The sequence below is a fragment of the Shinella sp. GW835-FHT14H05 genome (assembly GCF_058793575.1).
Genome location: NZ_JBXAFY010000003.1, coordinates 407,773 through 425,742, shown reverse-complemented (window position 1 = coordinate 425,742; position 17,970 = coordinate 407,773). Strand labels below are relative to the sequence as shown.

Here is a 17,970-nt window from a genome sequence, read left to right as displayed (position 1 = left end):
GTCAATCCAAAATACACCGGGGAAAATGAGCGCCGCGATGGGAAGCGGCCATAAGTGCAAAATATGACAACAAGACAATGATTTAATGCCATTTTCTTGTTGCGTTGCAACGAGATTTCGCAGGCGCAAAAATGAAATTGCCGGCTATGGCAGGGCTTGTGGATGCGTAGTGATACTATATATTGCAGCCATCCGGCGTGAAGACGCCTTTGAACACCACTGCAAGAACGATGGGTACAATGCTCGACCAGCTCAGCGGCAAACTGTTTATCGACGGCGATTTTGTGACCGGGCGCGGCCGGCCGATCCCGGTGGAAAATCCGGCGACGCTGGAGGAGATCGGCTCCATAACGCTCGCGAGCCAGGAGGAAATCGACGCCGCCGTCACTGCCGCCCGCAAGGCCTTTCCGGACTGGGCGGCAGCGCCCGCCAAGGGGCGCGCCGCTGCGCTGCATCGTCTCGGCGAGGTCATCGCCGCGGATGCCGATGCCATGGCGAAGGTGATGACGCTGGAACAGGGCAAGCCGGTCAACGAGGCGCGCGGCGAGATCCTGAAGCTCGCCGAGGCCTGCCATTTCTATGCGGAAGAGGCCATTCGCGTGCATGGCGAGATCATTCCGAACGACACGACCGACAGCGAAAGCCATGTGGTGCGCGAGCCGATCGGCGTCGTCGGCGCCATCACGCCGTGGAATTATCCGGCGGAGCTGATCGGCTGGAAGCTCTGCGGCGCGCTGGCCGCCGGCTGCACCATCGTCATCAAGCCGGCGGAACTGACGCCCTTCACCGCGCTCGCCATCGCCGCCAAGGTGAAGGAGGCGAAGATCCCGGCGGGTGTGGTCAATGTCGTTACCGGCTCCGGCTCCGTTGTCGGCCAGGCTTTGGTCGAGCATCCGGATATCGACAAGATCGCCTTTACGGGCTCCTCCGCCGTCGGACTGCACATCCAGAAGACCTGCCCGCGCATCAAGCGCCTGTCACTGGAACTCGGCGGCAATTGCCCGATGATCGTCACCGCCAAGGCCGATCTTACCGCCGCCATCAAGGGCGCCGCACGGCGCAGCTTCCGCAACAACGGTCAGATCTGCATCGCGATCAACCGCATCTATGTCGAACGACCGGTCTATGAGGCCTTCGTCGCCGGGCTGGCAAAAGCCGCCGACGCGCTGACCGTCGCCAACGGTCTCACGCAGCCGGATGCTGATATCGGCGCCATGGCCTCGGCCGAGCCGCTGAACAAGACCATCGACCATCTGAAGGATGCGCTCGCCAAGGGTGCGCGGCTTGCCGCCGGCGGCGACCGGCCACAGGGCGAGGCCTTTGCCAAGGGTCATTTCTTCCGCCCGACCGTGGTCGCCGATTGCGATCACACGATGAAGGTGATGACGGAGGAGACCTTCGGGCCGCTCGTCGGCGTCATGCCGTTCGACCGGCTGGAGGAGGCAGTCAACCTCTCCAACGACACGCCCTACGGGCTCGCCTCCTATCTCTACACGCAGGATGCCGCCGAAATCCGCCACCTGTCGCGGCGGCTCGATTACGGCAATGTCGCCGTCAACAATGTCGATGCCGGGGTGATGAACGCGCCCTATGGCGGGCGCAAGCAGAGCGGCGTCGGCTATGAACACGGTCGCGAGGGCATGCTGGAATACTTCAATTTCAAGCATATCCGCATCCGCCTCGACCAGCCGGAAGGGCTTTGAGCGATGCGGCAGGCCGTCCTCGGGATCGATATCGGAACCTCGGGCTGCAAGGCGCTGCTGCTCGCGACCGACGGCGCGCTGATCGGCAGCGAGACCTCGACCTACGACCTCGCCCAGCCGCGCCCCGGCTGGACGGAGCAGGACCCGGCGCTGTGGATCGAAGGCACGCGCCAGGCCGTTGGCAAGCTGGTTTCCGCCAATCGCGACGTCGAAATCCGCGCGATCGGCCTTTCCGGCCAGATGCACGGGCTGACGCCGCTCGATGAGGCCGACCGCGTGCTGCGCCCGGCGCTGCTCTGGAACGACCAGCGCAACGGCGCGGAGTGTGCGGCGCTGACGGAAAGGGCCGGCGGAGAGGCGGCGCTGCGAGGCTATACCAATAACCGCATGCTGCTCGGTTATACCGGCGGCAAGATCGCCTGGATGCGCAACCATGAGCCGGACCTGTTCTGGCGGCTGAAGCAGGTGCTCAACCCCAAGGATTACCTTCGGCTGGTGCTGACCGGCGAAAAGGCGACGGAAGTGTCGGACGCCTCCGGCACCGGCCTGTTCGACGTGCGCGCCCGCGCCTGGAGCTTCTCGCTGATGGAAAAGCTCGATATCGATGCCAGCCTGTTTGCGCCCTGTCATGAATCGCCGGAGATCACCGGTCGCGTCAGCCGCTCGGGCGCGGAACTGTTTGGGCTCGCCGAGGGCATTCCCGTGGTCGGCGGCGGTGGCGACAGCGTCATCCAGACCATCGGCTCGGGCGTCATTGCGCCCGGCGACGTGCAGACGACGATCGGCACAGCCGGCATCGTCGCCTCGGCGCTCGACCGGCCGATCGACAATCCCGGCAGCCGCTTGCAGGTATTCTGCAATGTCGCACCGGGCAAATGGCATGCCATGGGCGTGACGCTGAATGCCGGTTTCGCCATGAGCTGGTTCCAGCGCCTGCTGCGTGGTTTCGCCGCCGGCCGCGACTGGAGCTATGACGACATCGCCGCCGCGGCGGCCGAAAGCCAGGCCGGCAGCCGCGGCCTCGTCTTCCTGCCCTATCTCAACGGCGAACGCGCGCCGCATTCCGATCCCGATGCGCGCGGCGCCTTCATCGGCCTGACCGGGCTGCACGGCCCATCCGACATGGCGCGCGCCGTGATGGAGGGCGTTGCCTTCGCGCTCTACGACATCTTCACCGTGATGCGCGAGGCGGGCATCGAGGCCAGCGTCGTCAAGGCCTCCGGCGGCGGCGCCCGCTCGGTGTTGTGGCGGCAGATGCAGGCCGATCTCTTCGGCTGCGACGTGGTGACGACGCAAGGGGCGGCGGAAGGGGCAGCCTTTGGCGCCGCCCTGGTGGCGGGCCTCGGCATCGGCCTTTACGAAACGCCGGAACGGGCGGCGGCACTGTGCCGTCCCCTTACCCGCGAGGCGGCGGACGCGGCAGGCCGGGCGCGGCTGAGCCCCGGCTTTGCGGTCTATCAGGCGCTTTATCCGGCGCTGCGCGACAATCTGCACGCGCTGTCGCGCGCGTTCGACGACATCCAGACATGAGGGCAGCAGCGATGACGACACGCGACCAGGAGTGCGAGGGGCTGATCTTCGATCTGGACGGCACGCTGATCGACAGCGCGCCGGACATTGCCGGCGGCGTCAACGAATATTTCGCCGAGCAGGGCTGGCCGCAGCTGGAGGTCGGCTTCGTCGAGCGCTTCATCGGCAACGGCCCGCGCCGGCTGCTGCTGGACATGATGGTGGAACTGGGCCTGCCGAGCAACGACGAGACGGTGGACCGCGCCGTGAAGGGTTATCTCGCCGCCTATAACCGCACGCCCTCGCGCCTCACCCGCTTCTACGACGCCGTGAAGGAAGACCTGCATCTGCTGCATGCAGCCGGCTTTCGCCTCGGCATCTGTACTAACAAGCCGCACGCGCTGACGCTGCGCATCCTCGACATCCTCGGCATCGGCCACCTGTTCGATGCCGTCGCCGGCGCCGATGACGTGCCGGCTTGCAAACCGGACCCGATTCATCTCCTGACTGTCGCAACGCGCATGGGCCTTGCGGCCGGGCGCTGGGTTTATGTCGGCGATACGACCGTGGACCAGACCACGGCGGCGCGCGCCGAGGTGCCGTTCTACGCCGTTCCCTGGGGGACCGGCCGGCATCTCGATGTCGCGCCGGCCTACCGCCTCACCCGGCTTTCCGACCTTGCCGCCCTGCGCCAACCGCTTGTCGAAGGAGACGTGCAGGAATGACCAGCGATAGCCTGTTGCAACGTATTTTGCAGGAAAGCCACGAGATGGGGACGGCGGAAGCGCGCGTCGCCCGCTTCGTCAGCACGCAGCCGAACCAGGTGCTCCACATGAGCATGGCGAAGCTGTCGGAGGAATGCGACGTCAGCGATCCGACGATCATGCGCTTCTGCCGCCGCTTCGGCTTTCAGGGCTATCAGGATTTCAAGCTCTACCTCGCCCAGAGCCTCGTGCCCTCGGCCCCCTTTGCCTACGAGCAGATCGTCGCCGGAGATTCGGTCGAGAACATCGTGCGCAAGACGGCGCGCAACTCGCTCAACGCCATCCAGCGCGGGCTGGAGGATATCATCCCCGCCCAGATCGAGGCCGGCGCCAAGCTGCTGAACGGCGCGACCTGGATCGGCATCTATTCCAGCGGCATTTCCGAGATCACCGGGGTGGATGCCGAGCACAAGTTCCAGCGCCTGGGCCTGCGTTGCGCGGCGGTGAACGGACGCAAGAAACAATGGCTGCATGCCGAGACCTCGAAGCCGAGCGAGGTGGCGCTGATCTTCTCGCAATCCGGCCACACCAAGCAGATGGTCGAGGTCGCGACCGCCGTTCGGGCTCGTGGCGCACGCGTCGTCTCGATTACCGCGGCCGACAGTCCGCTCGCGAGCATTTCCGACGTGCTGATCGCGGTGACGCCCTATGAGCGCACGGAGCTGCTGACGCCGATCGCCTCGCGCCTCAACCATCACCTCGTCGTCAACATGCTGGTTACCTCCATGGCGGTGATCAGCGGTTCCGAGTTCCCTGACCAGTTGCCGGCGCTCGACAGCTGGCAAACCGACAAGATCTGAAAGACCGGAGGAATGCAGACCCCATGAGCACCCAGGACGAAGCAAAGAAGGCGGCCGGGCGCCGCGTCATCGAGGAGTTCGTGCGCGACGGCATGAAGCTCGGCCTCGGCTCGGGCACGACTTCGCATTTCTTCGTGCGCGAACTCGGCAAGCATGTCGCCGGCGGCATGAAGCTCACCTGCACCACCACCTCGCGCTCCACCATCGATGTCGCCCGCGACGTCGGCATCCAGATCACCGAACCGAACGAGATCGGCGAGATCGACCTGACCATCGACGGGCCGGACGAAATCGACCGCGACTTCAACATGATCAAGGGCGGCGGCGCCTGCCTGCTGTGGGAGAAGATCATCGCGCATGCATCGAAGCGGATGATCACCATCTGCGACGAGAGCAAGATCGTCGATCGGCTCGGCGGGTTCCCGCTGCCGGTGGAGGTGGTACAATTCGCCTGGAAGCAGACCGAACGCATGGTCCGCAAGACGCTCGCCGACCACGGTATTTCCGGCATCCGTATCGAACGGCGCATGCGCGACGAGCTACCGGTCGTCACCGACAGCGGCAATTTCATCCTCGACTGCCACTGCGGCACGATCGCCGAGCCCGGCAAACTCGAAATCGAGCTGAACCGCATCCCCGGCGTCGTGGAAAATGGCCTGTTCACGCGAGAATCCGATGGCATGGTGGTGGGAAAATTCGATGGTTCTGCCTACGTGGAAATGCGGAAATCTAGTAAAACAACGTAGGCTGGCATTGCCGACTCGCCGAAAACGACGCCGGAACCGGGGTTTTCGATCCTCGTCGTTCCGGCAGGATTTTTATCGCTTAACATATTGATTTTATGCACTAGATTTTTCGACACAAAAATTAGGCAGCAGCGTTTTCCGGAGACTTCAGACACAGGCCTGCGCTATTGACATCGTACCGATATAGTGGAAATCTAGTTTTGCTAGCTTTTCGAGGGAGGAAACCAGATGAGCGCAAATATTCAGATCAGCCGTCGCCACCTGCTGCAGGCAGGCGCGGCTTTGGGCGCGGCAACGCTTGCCGGTGGCAGCAACGTCTTTGCCCAGACCAAACCTTTCGTGCCCTACAGCAACAAGAGCCTCGACTACTATTTCTTCGTCATCCAGGAAGAGGCCGTGAAGCGGGCCGTTCAGGCCAATGACTGGGAATTCCAGGCGACCAATGCGAGCTTCGACAACACCCGCCAGCTCGAGCAATGGCAGAGCCTGATGCTGAAGAGCCCGGCCGGCATCGTCTGCGATCCGATCGACAGCCAGGCCATCGTCAGCGTCATCAACCGTTACAAGAGCCAGGGCATTCCCGTCGCCATCATCGATACGCCGACCGATGGCGGCGAGGTCGACATCACCGTCAGCTTCGACAACCATCTCGGCGGCGTCATGGCGGCGCAGGAGATCATCAAGGGCCTGACCAAGAAACATGGCAGCCCCAAAGGCACGGTGCTGAACTGCTTCGGCGCGCTGCAATCCGTCGCCTGGCGCCAGCGCAAGGAAGGCATGGACGCGGAATTCGCCAAATATCCGGACATCAACTACCTGGCCCGCCCGACCGAAGGCGCGCTCGACCAGATGCTGGCGGTCACGCTTTCGACGCTTTCCGAATTCCCGAACCTCGACGCCGTGCACGCCCCGTCCGACAGCCCGTCGCGCGGCATTGTCACCGCGCTCCAGCAGAAGGGACGCTGGAAGAAGGTCGGCGAGGAAGGCCATGTCATCTTCGTCAATATCGATGGCGAGCCGGTGGCGCTGAACTGGATCAAGGAAGGCTACATGGATGGCTGCGTCTCGCAGGATCCGATCGCCTATGGCGAGATCGCCGTGGAGATGCTGGCCAAGCACGCCATGAAGAAGGAAGCCGTTCCGACCGGCACCTACGAGAACAAGAAATATTTCTGGGAGAAGGGCGAGATCGTCGCCGGCAAGACCGGCCCGACGCTGATCATCCCGCCCTTCGTCATCGACCCGTCCAATGCCGATGACAAGCGCCACTGGGGTTACATCGCCGAGAAGGAGTGGAACATCCCCTATACCTGATACCGGAAACGGCCAGCCTCCCATAGGCCGCCGGTTTGAACGGGACGATGCCGCCGTGAGGGCGGCATCGTCCTTCACCAGCATGAGGACCCCATGACAACAGCGCCCACGTCCCGACTTGAGGTCTCGCCCGCCGCACGCACCGTGCTGAGGGTGGAAAATCTGGGCAAAATCTATGGCGGTCTGGTCGCCCTTCGGGATGTCGACCTGTCGGTGCGTGCCGGCACCATCCATGGCCTGCTCGGCGAGAACGGCGCTGGCAAGAGCACGCTTGTCGGCATCATGTCCGGTCAGCGCAAGCCGACCTCCGGCACGATCTATCTCGACGAAAAGCCGCTTGCGCATGTGGACGTGCAGGCGATGGAAAAGGAAGGCGTCTTCCTCGTCACGCAGGAGCCGATGATCATCGACCACCTGAGTGCCGCCGAAAACCTCATGCTCGGCATCTGGCCGAAACGCCGCTTCGGCTTCGTCAACTGGCGCAAGCTCCGGCAGGATGCCGAGCGCATGCTAGAGGGCACCGGCATTGCGGCCGACGCCCGCGCCGGCGCGCTGGATGCCGTGGCGCGGCGCAAGATCAACATCCTGCGGGCGATGTTTTCCGGCGGCAAGGTCATCATCCTCGACGAGCCGACCGCCGCCCTCACCGTCGATGACCGCGCCCAGCTCTTCGACTTCATGCGCCGGCTGAAAAGCGAGGGCGTGACCTTCATCTTCATTTCGCATTTCAACGACGAGATCCTGGAAATCTGCGACGCCGTTTCCGTGCTGCGCGACGGGCGATATGCCGGCGGCTCCGAGGATGTCGGCAGCCTGACCTCCGAGGACCTGTCGGAACTGGTGCTCGGGCGCGGCCTGGTGCTTTTCGAGCGCGAAAAACGGCAATTCTCCGCCGGCGCGCCCGCGGTCATCCTGAAAGACATCCGCTCCGGCGCGCTCGACGTACCGTCCCTGGCAATCCGCGCCGGCGAGATCGTCGGCGTCACAGGACTACCGGGCGGCGGCGGCAAGGAACTGGCGCGCGCGCTGTTCGGCCTGCAGCGGGCGTCTTCCGGCACGATCAACTTCGTGGACGGAGAGGCACGCGCCCTGCCCGCCCATCCGGCCGAAGCCTTCGCCGCCGGCATCGCCTATCTCTCCGACGACCGGCGCAAGGACGGCTCCATCTCGCAGATGTCGATTGCCGAGAACATCTCGCTGTCGGCCGAGGTGGCTTTGGCCAAGGGCGCCTTCATGAACGCCGAGCAGGAGCGCGCGCTGTCGCAGCGCTATTTCCAGTCGCTGGGCATCAAGGCGCCGAACAGTGACGTGGCGGTGGATACGCTTTCGGGCGGCAACCAGCAGAAGGTCTGCCTCGGCCGGGTGCTGGCCACCAAGCCGAAACTCCTGATGCTGGACGAACCGACGCGCGGCATCGATGTCGGCGTGAAGCAGGATGTGCTGCGCATCGTCGACGAACTCAGCCGCACCGGCGTTTCCGTGATCATCATTTCCACCGATACCGACGAACTGGTGCGCGCGGTCGACCGCGTGCTGATTTTCCACAACGGGCGTATCCGGGAAGAGCTGGCGGGAGAGGCCATTTCGCGCAGCCGGCTGCGTAATCTCGGATAGGGCGCCGGATGCGCCGATCGAGGAGGTCGGCGCGCCGCGCGAGAGGAGACATTCAGATGAGCGATACCACCATGACAGCCACGACGACGAAGCCGCCCGCAACCAGCACCCGCCGAAGCTCGATGACGGGATGGGTCCTGCACAATGTCGTGTGGATCTGGCTGATCGCGCTCGTCGTGATCTTCGGCCTGTTCAACCAGTATTTCTTCACCCTGTTCAACCTGCAGAACATCATGGTGCAGGCGACCGTGCTCGGCATGATCGCGCTGGCCATGTCGCTGCCGTTGCTGGTGGCGGAAATCGACCTGTCGATCCCCGCCAATGTCGGCTTCTCCTCGGCGCTCGGCGCCATGGCCAACACCGATCTCGGCTTGCCCTTCGCACTCGCCGCCCTCATCGGCATCGGCGCGGCAACGCTGATCGGCTTCTTCAACGCGATCTGCATCACCAAATTGAAGATGGTGTCGCTGATCCAGACGCTGTCGATGATGATCATCCTGCAAGGCGCGCTGCTGGCGCTGACGCAGGGGCGCACCATCACCAACCTCAGCCCCGGTTATGTCTGGATCGGCCAGACGACGCTTAGCGGCTGGCCGCTGATGCCGATCGTCTTCGTGCTGGCGATCCTCGGAATGTATGTGCTGCTGCGCCATACCGTGCTCGGGCGCTCGATCTTCGCCGTCGGCGGCAATCAGGTGGCATCCAATTCCGCCGGCATCCGCGTCGACCGGGTAAAAATCCTGTCCTACACGATCGCCGGTTTCCTGGCGGGCGTCGCCGGCTACCTGCTCGCTTCGTGGCAGATGGCAATCACCTCCAACCAGGGCTCGAGCTACCTGCTCTACGCCATCGCAGCACCGATCATCGGCGGCGTCTCAGTCTTTGGCGGGCGCGGCAGCGTCATCGGCGTTCTGGGCGGCGTGCTGCTCCTGACCGTCATCCAGGTCGGCCTCGCGATCATCTCCGTGCCGTCCTTCTATGTCGGCATGATCGGCGGCATCATGATCTTCATCGCGGTTGCCATCGACGCCGTGCGCGTGCGCTACTTCGGCTGAGACGACTTCGTCGCCACCCACAGGACATGGCGGGCACCGCCGCGCTTGCCATTGGCCCGCACGTTCACCTCATCGGTGGCGAAGCCGACCTCACGCAATCGGCGCGTAAAAGCGCTATCCGGCGCGGATGACCAGACGGCAAGCACGCCACCCGCGCGAAGGGCGAGCTTTGCGGCACGAAGACCATTGTGGTCGTAAAGGCTGTCGTTGGAGGCGCGGGTCAAGCCATCGGGACCGTTGTCGACATCCAGCAGGATGGCGTCGTAAGTATCCTTCTTCGACCGGATCAGCGCGCCGACATCGCCGACATGGACATGGACGCGCGGATCGTCGAGCGTGCCTTGGTGGATATCCGCCATCGGTCCCCGCGCCCAATCGACGACCGCCGGCACCAGCTCCGCAACGACGACGCGGGCATCCTCGGCCAATACGCCGAGGGCGGCGCGCAACGTGAACCCCATGCCGAGGCCGCCGATCAGAAGGCCGGGGTTTTTCCGGCCAGCAATCCGCTCGCAGCCGAGCGTCGCCAGCGCCTCTTCCGAGCCGCTCAGCCGGCTGTTCATCAGCTCGTTCGAGCCGAGCATGATCGAGAATTCGCTGCCGCGCCGCTTCAGGCGCAGATCGCCGCCATCACCGGGAATCGTTGCGCGGTCCAGCTCAATCCAGGGAAGCATCGGGGTATCTCATAACGTTGTCTGCACGGCCTCCTAGCATGGGCACCGTGCCGAACGCATCCCATTATCAATGATTCCGAGACAATTGCCGCTCAGGAGTGCGCCTTGCCCTGCACGATCCGGTCGATGATCATCGCGCAGAGAAGAATGGCAAGCCCGGCCAGCAGGCCCTGGCCGACCGCCGCATATTGCAGCGCGTTCAGCACGTCCTCGCCCAGACCCTTTGCACCGATCAGCGAGGCGATGACCACCATCGACAGGCACATCAGGATGGTCTGGTTCACGCCGGCCATGATGGACGGAGCGGCGAGCGGCAGGTCGACGCGGGTCAGCAGGAACCACCGCGTCGCGCCATAGGCTTCGGCGGCCTCCCGGATACTCGCCGGCACGCCCTGCACGCCGAGCGCGGTGAGGCGCACGACCGGCGGCGTGCCGAAGACCAGCGTGGCGATGACGCCGGGCGGCTTGCCGATGCCAAAAAGGGCGATGACCGGGATGAGGTAGACGAAGGCCGGCATGGTCTGCATGAAATCGAGGATCGGCCGGATCGCCGTATAGACGGCCGGGCGCCGCCCGCACCAGATGCCGAGCGGAATGCCGATCAGAAGACAGAGCACCGCCGAGGTGCCGAGCAGGGCGACCGTTTCGAGGCTCTTCTCCCAGAAGCCGAGCACGGCGAGATAGGCCAGTGCCGCCGCGGTGAAGATTGCGACGCGGTTGCCGGCCAGTTGCCAGGCGAGAATGACGATCATCGCCATGGTGACCGGCCACGGCATCGTCGTCAACGCACTCGCCGCAGCGTCGAGCACGATGTTGATGAGGCCAGTAATGGCGGAGAAGACGGCCTCGCCGGATTTCGACAGTCCGTCCAGCGCGCGATCAAGCATGGCAGCGACGAGACCCTGCCATTCGCGATTGACCGGGGCGGTCGTCAGCCAGGACGGCGGCGCCTGTGCGGCGACCCGCCAGGCGACGAGTCCGTAAGCGAGGAAACAGAACGCCGCCGCGAGCAGCGCGCCCGCGCGGTGGAAGCCGTGCCGCAGCGTCCGGTTGGAGCGCCACCTATTGAACCGGCGCTCCAGCAACGGATTGGCCAGCACACCGACGAGGAGTTTTCCGATGAGCAAGGTCAGCAGGCCCGCGCCGATCAGCATCGGCCCGCGCGCCTCCGCGGCCTCGGCCTGCCGGGCGGCATTTTCCGCGGCAACCTTGAGGCCATCGGCGGAGCGCAGCATGCTGTCCGCGCTGCTCTCGCCCGCCGTCTTGGCCTTCTCCGCTTCGACCCGCCGCTCATCGGCTTGCTTGAACAGGCGCTCGGCGCGCACGCGCTGCTCGCCGCCGAGATTGCCGGCAAAGCCGGTGGCAAGCTGGGCGACGGCGAGCGTTTCTAAAAAGAGGGCGAGCCAGAAGAGGACGGGGATGTTGCGGGCGGTCGCCCAGATCGGCCCGAGCAAGGCGGCGGCCCAGTTGAAGGACCAGGTGAAGCCGGCATGGCTGCGGATGCGGGCGAAGACGCGGGCGTAATAGTCCGCGCCCTGCCGCGTGAATTCCCTGACCAGCCCATCCTCGGAGGAAATCTCGCTCATGATGCCTCTCTCCGCTTCAGCCCGTTGAGGATCGCCGTCCGGTCGACGAGGCCGACGATCGTGCCCGCATCCCGCACGGCGATGTCCCCGGAATGGCCGGCGGCGATCTCGACGAGATCGCCCAGCACCTGATCGGGGCGGACCGAGGGTAGCGCGTCGAGCTCGGCCGGGTGGCGGTCGCCGACCGGCACCATGATGCTGCGTGCCGTCAGGATATTGAGGCGGGAAATCTCGGCGACGAATTTCTCGACATAGTCGTGCTGCGGCCGGGTGACGACCTCCTCCGGCGTTCCGACCTGGAGGATCATTCCGTCCTTCATTACCGCGATGCGGTCGCCGATGCGCACGGCCTCCTCAAGATCATGCGTGATGAAGACCACCGTCTTGCCCATGGCGGTGGAGAGCGACAGGAACTCGTCCTGCAACTGCCGGCGGATCAGCGGGTCGAGCGCGCTGAAGGGCTCGTCCATCAGAAGGATATCCGGATCGGCCGCAAGCGCGCGGGCGAGCCCAACGCGCTGCTGCATGCCGCCGGAAAGCTCATGGCAATAACGATCGCCCCAGCCGGCGAGATTGACCTTTCCGAGCGCTTCCTCGGCAATGTCGAAGCGCTTCTGGCGCGAGGCGCGCTGGATTTCGAGCGGCAAAGCGACATTGTCGCGCACCGTGCGGTGCGGCAGCAGGCCGAAATTCTGGAACACCATGCCGATCTTGTGGGAGCGGAGAGAACGCAGGTCCGCCGGCGATTTCGCCATGACGTTCTCGCCGCCCACAAGGATTTCGCCGGCCGTGGGTTCCAGAAGCCGGTTGATGTGCCGCACCAGCGTCGACTTGCCACTGCCGGAAAGGCCCATGACGCAGAAGATTTCGCCGCGCTCGACCGACAGGTTGACGTCGGCGACACCGACCACGCAGTTGAAGCGCTCGGCGATTTCCTGCTTGCCCGCCGCACCGGCGCGCAAGGCGGCAAGCGCCTCGGCCTGCCGCTCGCCAAAGATCTTCCAGACATTGCGCATGACGATCAGCGGCTCGCCGCCCTCCGTCACGCGCCCGTCTGCATCAGCCACCTGCCGATCGGTCATCGGGCCGCCCGGTCAATGGCCGAACCACTTCGAAACCGTCTCGGTGTTCGCCTTGATCCAGTCCTTGGCGACATCCGGCGCCGGCTTCTTGTTGACGATGATCTCGTAGGCCATCTTGCTGACGTCCTCGGGCTTGAAGCTCATGCGTTCAAGAGCTTCGACAAGCGCTGGCTGGCGTTCCGCAAGCGAGGCGGCATAGCCGATATGGACGGTCGTCGTCGCATAGCCGGACGAGACCTTCGACTTCTCGAACCATTCCGGATCGTCGTTCGGCTGCACGACGACATATTTCGCCGGGTCGTTCTTCGGCTCTTCCAGCATGGCGAGGTCGTAGAGCGCGAAGTTCTGGTGCGGGCCATAGCAATAGCCGACCCACGGCTTGTTGGCCTTGGCCGCCCGGTCGAGCGATGCGGTGGCGACGGCCTCCTCGGTCACCTGCTGGTCGAAGAATTCGGCAAAGCCGTAGTCGCGCGCCTTCACCTTCTCGATATTGGTCGATTGCCAGCCGGAGGCACCGAGCCAGATTTCGCCCTTGCCGTCGCCATTGCTGTCGAACAGTTTGGCGTTTTCCGGATTGGCGAGGTCATAGACGCTCTTGATGTTGTGGTCGGTGACAGTCGTCTTGGTGACGCAATATCCCTGCACCGCCTCGTAGCCGTTCTTCGCCAGCTTCACCGTCTTGTTGCCCTCGACATATTTGTCGACCAGCCCCTGCTGGTTCGGCAGCCAGACGTCTGGCCAGATGTCGACCTCACCCTTGTTGCGATCCATGGCCTCCCAGATGACGGGCACCGCCGTGGTCGTGACGGTCGAGACTTCGAGGCCGAGTTCCTGCTCGGCGGCGGCCTTGATGACGTTCATCACGGCGGTCGCCGTGGCATAGTTCGGGTCCGGCATCGTCACGTCGGCTGCGAGCGCCGGAACGGCGCCGGCGGCCAGCAGCGAGAACAATGCAGTGGTGAGAATGCGTTGGCCCATGTGGTTCCCCTTTTTGTAGAGCTCTTTAATAAAGTATTGAGATCGCTGGCCCGCTTCCAACGGAATTGGGATCATTAGCCAAACTGATCAGCGGCATTAGCGGCCGCCTCTCAGTAGTAGTTCTGGTCCGGCATGCTTTCCTTGCGCCTGGCGATGAAGGCTTGCAGGGCCTCGTCGATCGCAGGATCCAGGCCGGGATCCTGGTAGCTCTCCAGCAGTTGCTTCCATTTGCGGTTCGCGCGCTGTGCCGCATCCAGCCCGCCCTCGGAACTCCATTGCTCGAAGGAATTGTTGTCGGCGATGGTGGAGAGGTAGAAGGCGCTCATGAAGTTCGACTGGGTATGCGCGCTGCCGAGGAAGTGCGAGCCGGGGCCGACGGCGGCGATGGCATCCAGCGCCTGGGCATTTTCCGAGAGGTCGATGCCATCGAAGAAGGCGGAAATCTTTCCGCATAGATCAGCGTCGATGACGGTCTTTTCGTAGCCCGTCACCAGCCCGCCTTCGAGCCAACCGGTCGCATGGTTGACGATGTTGGCGCCTGCCAGCATCGACATCATCAGGCCCCAGGTCGCTTCCTGCTCGGCCTGCGCATCCGGCACCTTCGAGGCCGAGAGCGTGCCGACGGTGTGAAACGGCACGCCGAGCCGGCGGGCGAGCTGGCCGCAGGCGAGCACCATCTTGGCAGCCTCAGGCGTGCCGAAGGTCGGCGCGCCTGATTGCATGGAAATCGTCGAGGCGAAGCTGCCCATCAGGCACGGCGCGCCGGGATTGATGAGCTGCACGAGGCAGAGCGTGGCGAGCGCCTCGGCCAGCACCTGCGCGACGGTACCCGCCACCGTGACGGGGCTCATCGCACCCGCAAGCGTCCAGGGCGTGCAGGCCACCGGCTGGTTGTTGCGGGCATAAACCTTCAGAGAGCCCGACATGTTGGCGTCAAGCACCAGCGGCGCATTGGTGTTGCTGACATTGTAGAGCACGGCATTGTTGGCAACGAACTCCTCGCCGAAGACGATCTTCGCCATGTCCACGGCATCCTGTGCCCGCATGCCGCCGATGAAAGCGCCCATGAAGCAGCGGTCGGAATGGCGGATATGGGCATAGAGCATGTCGAGATGCCGCTTGTTGGCCGGCAGGTCGACGGGCTCGCAGACGACGCCGCCGGAATGGTGCAGATGCGGGATCATCTGATGGATCTTGATGAGATCCTGGAAGTCGGCATAGGTCGCATAGCGCCGGCCGCGATCGAGATCGTGCACGAAGGGCGGCCCCCAGGCGGGGCAGAGCACCGTGTTGTTTCCGCCGATCGTGACCGTGTTGGCGGGGTTGCGGGCGTGCTGCTGGAATTCGCGCGGTGCCGTCGCCTGGATGATCTTGCGGCACATGCCGGGCTCGAAGCGCACGCGGGTGCCCTGCACATCCGCGCCGGCATTGCGGAAGATGTCGAGGATTTCGGGATCGTCATGGAACTCCATGCCGATCTCTTTCAGCAGCCGGTCGGCATTGCCCTCGATCAGGTTGAGCCCTTCCTCGTTGAGGATTTCGAAGGGCGCGAGCTTGCGGTTGATGAAGGGTTTTCGCGGTGCCGCCGCATTGGCGCGCTGCTCCACCCGGCCCGACCGGCCGCCGGTGCGGGAACGACCGCGCTCCGGCACCGTGTCCGAAACGCTCTCTTTTGTCGTGTCCATGGCTCAGCCCACTTTCTTGATTTGCTGCACCGCGGCTTCGATACCGCGCGGCTTGAGATTGTCGGGGTCGTAGGGTGCCGCATTCAGCTCCGTGATGGCGAGATCGCGGTCGATGACGCGGATGTGCATCGGCGCCGCCGTCGCTTTCGGCGTGAGATAAGCGAGCACCAGAGGCTTGCCGGTGCGGAAGCCGTAGGCGCCGGACGTCACCACGCCGACGGCCTGGCCGTCCTGCCAGACGGTGTGATTGTAGAAGGGCAGAGAGATGCCGTCGTCCTCGACGGAAAACAGCGCCATCCGCCAGGCATTTTCGGATGCGGCCCGCTCCAGCATCGCCTCGCGGCCGATGAAGCTGCGGCCCTCCGTTCGCACGAGCGCCTCTAGCCCGGCTTCGAGCGGCGTGCGTTCCGTCGTGAGGTCGGCGCCCCAGCCGCGATAACCCTTCTCGAGCCGCATCGCGTTGACGGCATAGATGCCAAAGGGGGCGAGGCCGAAGCTTTTGCCCGCCTCCGACACGGCCCGGTAGAGATCGCCGAAGCGGTCTCGATCGGCATGCAGCTCCCAGCCCAGCTCGCCGACATAGGAGACGCGGAGCGCCAGCACCGGCACGCCGGCAACCGTCACCCGTTGGGCGGTCAGCCAAGGAAACGCAACGTTCCAAAGGTCCGCTTCCGTCAGCGTTTGCAAGAGGTCGCGTGACTTCGGACCCATAACGCCAAGGATGCCGCGCTTTTCCGTCAGGTTCTCGATGGTGACACCTGCGCCCGCACGCGACCGCAGCAAATCCTCATCGTGCCGTTCGGCAAAGGCCGCGCTGGTGAGGTAGTAGCGATCCTCCGCAAGCCGCGTGACGGTGAATTCAGAGGCGACGCCGCCGCGCGAGGTCAGCGCGTGGATAAGGCCGATCCGGCCGTCGCGCGCCGGCGGACGGTTGGAGCCAAGCGAGGCCATGAAATCCGTAGCACCCGGCCCGCTGACCTCGAATTTCGAGAAGGCGGAGAGATCGACGCTGCCGACATTGTCGCGCACGTTGCAGCATTCGGCGGCCACCGTCTCGAACCAGCCGGGGCGGCGGAAAGTCAGGTCGAATGCCGCATCGTCCTTGGCAAACCAGTTGGGCCGTTCCCAGCCATAGGCGGCGCCGAAGACGGCGCCCTCAGCCGCCTGCTGGTCATAGGCCGGCGTAACGCGGCGCGCGCGGCCGGCTTCGCGCTCCTCATAGGGAAAGTGGATGCCGAATTGCAGGCCGAAACATTCGACGGCCTTGTCGATGCGATAGTCGCGGTCGGCGAAATTGCCGAAGCGGCGGCCGTCGATCGCCAGCGCATCGCGCGGCGGTGCGCCATCGACGATCCAGTCGGCGAGGAAGGCGCCCGCGCCGCCGCCCTCCATGACGCCCATGCTGGAGCCCGTCAGCAGCCAGCCGTTCGCCATCCCGAAGGCCGGGCCGACCATGGGGTTGGCATCCGGCGTGAAGGTGATCGGGCCGTTGACGACCGTCTTGATGCCGGCATTGGCGAGCGCCGGCACGCGCTCCATCGCCATGGCGATGATATGCTCGATGCTGTCGAGATCGGGCGGCATCAGCTCCATGCCGAAGGCCGGCGGAATGCCGTCGACGGCCCAGGGATGCGCGGTCTTTTCATAGGGGCCGACGATGTAGCCGTCGCGTTCCTGGCGTAGATACCAGCTTTCCTCGGGGTCGCGGATGATCGGCAGTTCCGGCTCACCGGCACGGACGCGCGCCACGATCTCCGGCACCTCGGCGGTCACGACATATTGGTGCAGCATCGGCACAACAGGAAGGTCGAGACCCATCATCTCGCCGATCTCCCGGCACCAGGTGCCGGCGGCGTTGACGACATGCTCGGCGACGATCGTGCCCTTGACCGTCTCGACCAGCCATTCGCCCGAGGCGTTCCTGCCGAGCGACAGGACGGGGTTGTGGCGGACGATTTCGGCGCCCAGGTTGCGCGCCGCCGTCGCCATGGCATTGGTGGCGAGCGTCGGATCGACGTGACCGTCATTGGGCTCGTAGATGGCGCCGATGATGCCGTCGAGTTCGACCAGCGGATAGATCTCCTTGAGTTGCTGCGGCGTCAGGATCCGGAACTCGTGGCCGACGAAGTCGCCGATGCCCTGGACGTGGCGGAACTCGTTCATCCGCTCCTCAGAGCGCGTGACGCGCAGTGCCCCGCTGGCATGGAAGCCGGTCGGCAGGCCCGTCTCGGCCGTCAGCCCCTCGCGGTACATCCGGATCGAATGCGCCCGCATTTCCATGATCGTCGCGTTGTGGGCGAAATGCGTGCAGAGACCGGCGGCATGCCAGGTCGAGCCAGCGGTCAGCTCGGTCTTCTCGACCAGCATGACGTCGCTCCAGCCGCGTTTTGCCAGATGGTAGAGCAGCGAAACGCCCATGGCGCCGCCACCGATGACCACGACCCGTGCCTGTGTTCTCAT

The 17,970-nt window shown here is 64.6% G+C and carries 14 protein-coding genes; 8 read left to right on the top strand and 6 right to left on the bottom strand.

Annotated elements, in window-relative coordinates; all coding sequences use genetic code 11:
• Nucleotides 1–239: 239 nt before the first annotated feature.
• The 8 genes from AC1Q6Z_RS13180 to AC1Q6Z_RS13145 all read left to right on the top strand — a co-directional run bounded on the left by AC1Q6Z_RS13180 (nt 240) and on the right by AC1Q6Z_RS13145 (nt 9,505).
• Nucleotides 240–1,703 (top strand): aldehyde dehydrogenase family protein, encoded by a 1,464-nt coding sequence (locus tag AC1Q6Z_RS13180; protein ID WP_492648143.1) that lies wholly within the window; start codon nt 240–242, stop codon nt 1,701–1,703.
• Between the two features lie 3 nt (nt 1,704–1,706).
• Nucleotides 1,707–3,233, top strand: coding sequence for a xylulokinase (gene xylB / locus AC1Q6Z_RS13175; protein ID WP_492648142.1), 1,527 nt, complete (start codon nt 1,707–1,709; stop codon nt 3,231–3,233).
• Nucleotides 3,234–3,244: 11 nt separating this feature from the next.
• A complete protein-coding gene (locus AC1Q6Z_RS13170) occupies nt 3,245–3,937 on the top strand; it encodes an HAD family hydrolase (RefSeq protein WP_492648141.1) in 693 nt (230 codons plus the stop codon).
• Entirely contained in the window at nt 3,934–4,776 is an 843-nt protein-coding gene (locus AC1Q6Z_RS13165) for a MurR/RpiR family transcriptional regulator (RefSeq protein ID WP_256116614.1), read from the top strand. The genes AC1Q6Z_RS13170 and AC1Q6Z_RS13165 overlap by 4 nt, the downstream gene beginning before the upstream one ends.
• 23 nt (nt 4,777–4,799) lie before the next feature.
• A complete protein-coding gene (gene rpiA / locus AC1Q6Z_RS13160) occupies nt 4,800–5,522 on the top strand; it encodes a ribose 5-phosphate isomerase A (RefSeq protein ID WP_492648140.1) in 723 nt (240 codons plus the stop codon).
• A gap of 228 nt (nt 5,523–5,750) precedes the next feature.
• Entirely contained in the window at nt 5,751–6,836 is a 1,086-nt protein-coding gene (locus AC1Q6Z_RS13155; protein ID WP_256116611.1) for a sugar ABC transporter substrate-binding protein, read from the top strand.
• Nucleotides 6,837–6,929: 93 nt separating this feature from the next.
• Nucleotides 6,930–8,450, top strand: coding sequence for a sugar ABC transporter ATP-binding protein (locus tag AC1Q6Z_RS13150; protein WP_492648139.1), 1,521 nt, complete (start codon nt 6,930–6,932; stop codon nt 8,448–8,450).
• A gap of 56 nt (nt 8,451–8,506) precedes the next feature.
• On the top strand, nt 8,507–9,505 hold the full coding sequence (locus AC1Q6Z_RS13145; protein WP_492648138.1) for an ABC transporter permease: 999 nt from the start codon (nt 8,507–8,509) through the stop codon (nt 9,503–9,505).
• Here AC1Q6Z_RS13145 and AC1Q6Z_RS13140 read toward each other — a convergent pair.
• From AC1Q6Z_RS13140 to AC1Q6Z_RS13115, 6 genes are all read right to left on the bottom strand, one after another.
• Nucleotides 9,493–10,179: a spermidine synthase gene (locus AC1Q6Z_RS13140; protein WP_492648137.1), complete on the bottom strand. Its 687-nt coding sequence runs from the start codon at nt 10,177–10,179 to the stop codon at nt 9,493–9,495. The two genes, AC1Q6Z_RS13145 and AC1Q6Z_RS13140, sit on opposite strands and share 13 nt — an antisense overlap.
• A gap of 92 nt (nt 10,180–10,271) precedes the next feature.
• Entirely contained in the window at nt 10,272–11,765 is a 1,494-nt protein-coding gene (locus AC1Q6Z_RS13135) for an ABC transporter permease (protein WP_492648136.1), read from the bottom strand.
• Nucleotides 11,762–12,847 (bottom strand): quaternary amine ABC transporter ATP-binding protein, encoded by a 1,086-nt coding sequence (locus AC1Q6Z_RS13130; protein WP_492648135.1) that lies wholly within the window; start codon nt 12,845–12,847, stop codon nt 11,762–11,764. The genes AC1Q6Z_RS13135 and AC1Q6Z_RS13130 overlap by 4 nt, the downstream gene beginning before the upstream one ends.
• Nucleotides 12,848–12,859: 12 nt before the next feature.
• A complete protein-coding gene (locus AC1Q6Z_RS13125; protein WP_492648134.1) occupies nt 12,860–13,825 on the bottom strand; it encodes an ABC transporter substrate-binding protein in 966 nt (321 codons plus the stop codon).
• Nucleotides 13,826–13,935: 110 nt separating this feature from the next.
• Nucleotides 13,936–15,510: a trimethylamine methyltransferase family protein gene (locus AC1Q6Z_RS13120; protein WP_492648133.1), complete on the bottom strand. Its 1,575-nt coding sequence runs from the start codon at nt 15,508–15,510 to the stop codon at nt 13,936–13,938.
• Between the two features lie 3 nt (nt 15,511–15,513).
• Nucleotides 15,514–17,970, bottom strand: a complete 2,457-nt coding sequence (locus AC1Q6Z_RS13115) for a GcvT family protein (protein ID WP_492648132.1) — start codon at nt 17,968–17,970, stop codon at nt 15,514–15,516.

Coding starts and splice junctions, on each gene's coding strand:
- AC1Q6Z_RS13180 (WP_492648143.1), top strand. CDS start 240: ATGCTCGACCAGCTCAGCGGCAAACTGTTTATCGACGGCGATTTTGTG.
- AC1Q6Z_RS13120 (WP_492648133.1), bottom strand. CDS start 15,510: ATGGACACGACAAAAGAGAGCGTTTCGGACACGGTGCCGGAGCGCGGT.
- AC1Q6Z_RS13150 (WP_492648139.1), top strand. CDS start 6,930: ATGACAACAGCGCCCACGTCCCGACTTGAGGTCTCGCCCGCCGCACGC.
- AC1Q6Z_RS13130 (WP_492648135.1), bottom strand. CDS start 12,847: ATGACCGATCGGCAGGTGGCTGATGCAGACGGGCGCGTGACGGAGGGC.
- AC1Q6Z_RS13135 (WP_492648136.1), bottom strand. CDS start 11,765: ATGAGCGAGATTTCCTCCGAGGATGGGCTGGTCAGGGAATTCACGCGG.
- AC1Q6Z_RS13125 (WP_492648134.1), bottom strand. CDS start 13,825: ATGGGCCAACGCATTCTCACCACTGCATTGTTCTCGCTGCTGGCCGCC.
- AC1Q6Z_RS13145 (WP_492648138.1), top strand. CDS start 8,507: ATGAGCGATACCACCATGACAGCCACGACGACGAAGCCGCCCGCAACC.
- rpiA (WP_492648140.1), top strand. CDS start 4,800: ATGAGCACCCAGGACGAAGCAAAGAAGGCGGCCGGGCGCCGCGTCATC.
- AC1Q6Z_RS13140 (WP_492648137.1), bottom strand. CDS start 10,179: ATGCTTCCCTGGATTGAGCTGGACCGCGCAACGATTCCCGGTGATGGC.
- AC1Q6Z_RS13115 (WP_492648132.1), bottom strand. CDS start 17,970: ATGAGAACACAGGCACGGGTCGTGGTCATCGGTGGCGGCGCCATGGGC.
- AC1Q6Z_RS13165 (WP_256116614.1), top strand. CDS start 3,934: ATGACCAGCGATAGCCTGTTGCAACGTATTTTGCAGGAAAGCCACGAG.
- AC1Q6Z_RS13155 (WP_256116611.1), top strand. CDS start 5,751: ATGAGCGCAAATATTCAGATCAGCCGTCGCCACCTGCTGCAGGCAGGC.
- xylB (WP_492648142.1), top strand. CDS start 1,707: ATGCGGCAGGCCGTCCTCGGGATCGATATCGGAACCTCGGGCTGCAAG.
- AC1Q6Z_RS13170 (WP_492648141.1), top strand. CDS start 3,245: ATGACGACACGCGACCAGGAGTGCGAGGGGCTGATCTTCGATCTGGAC.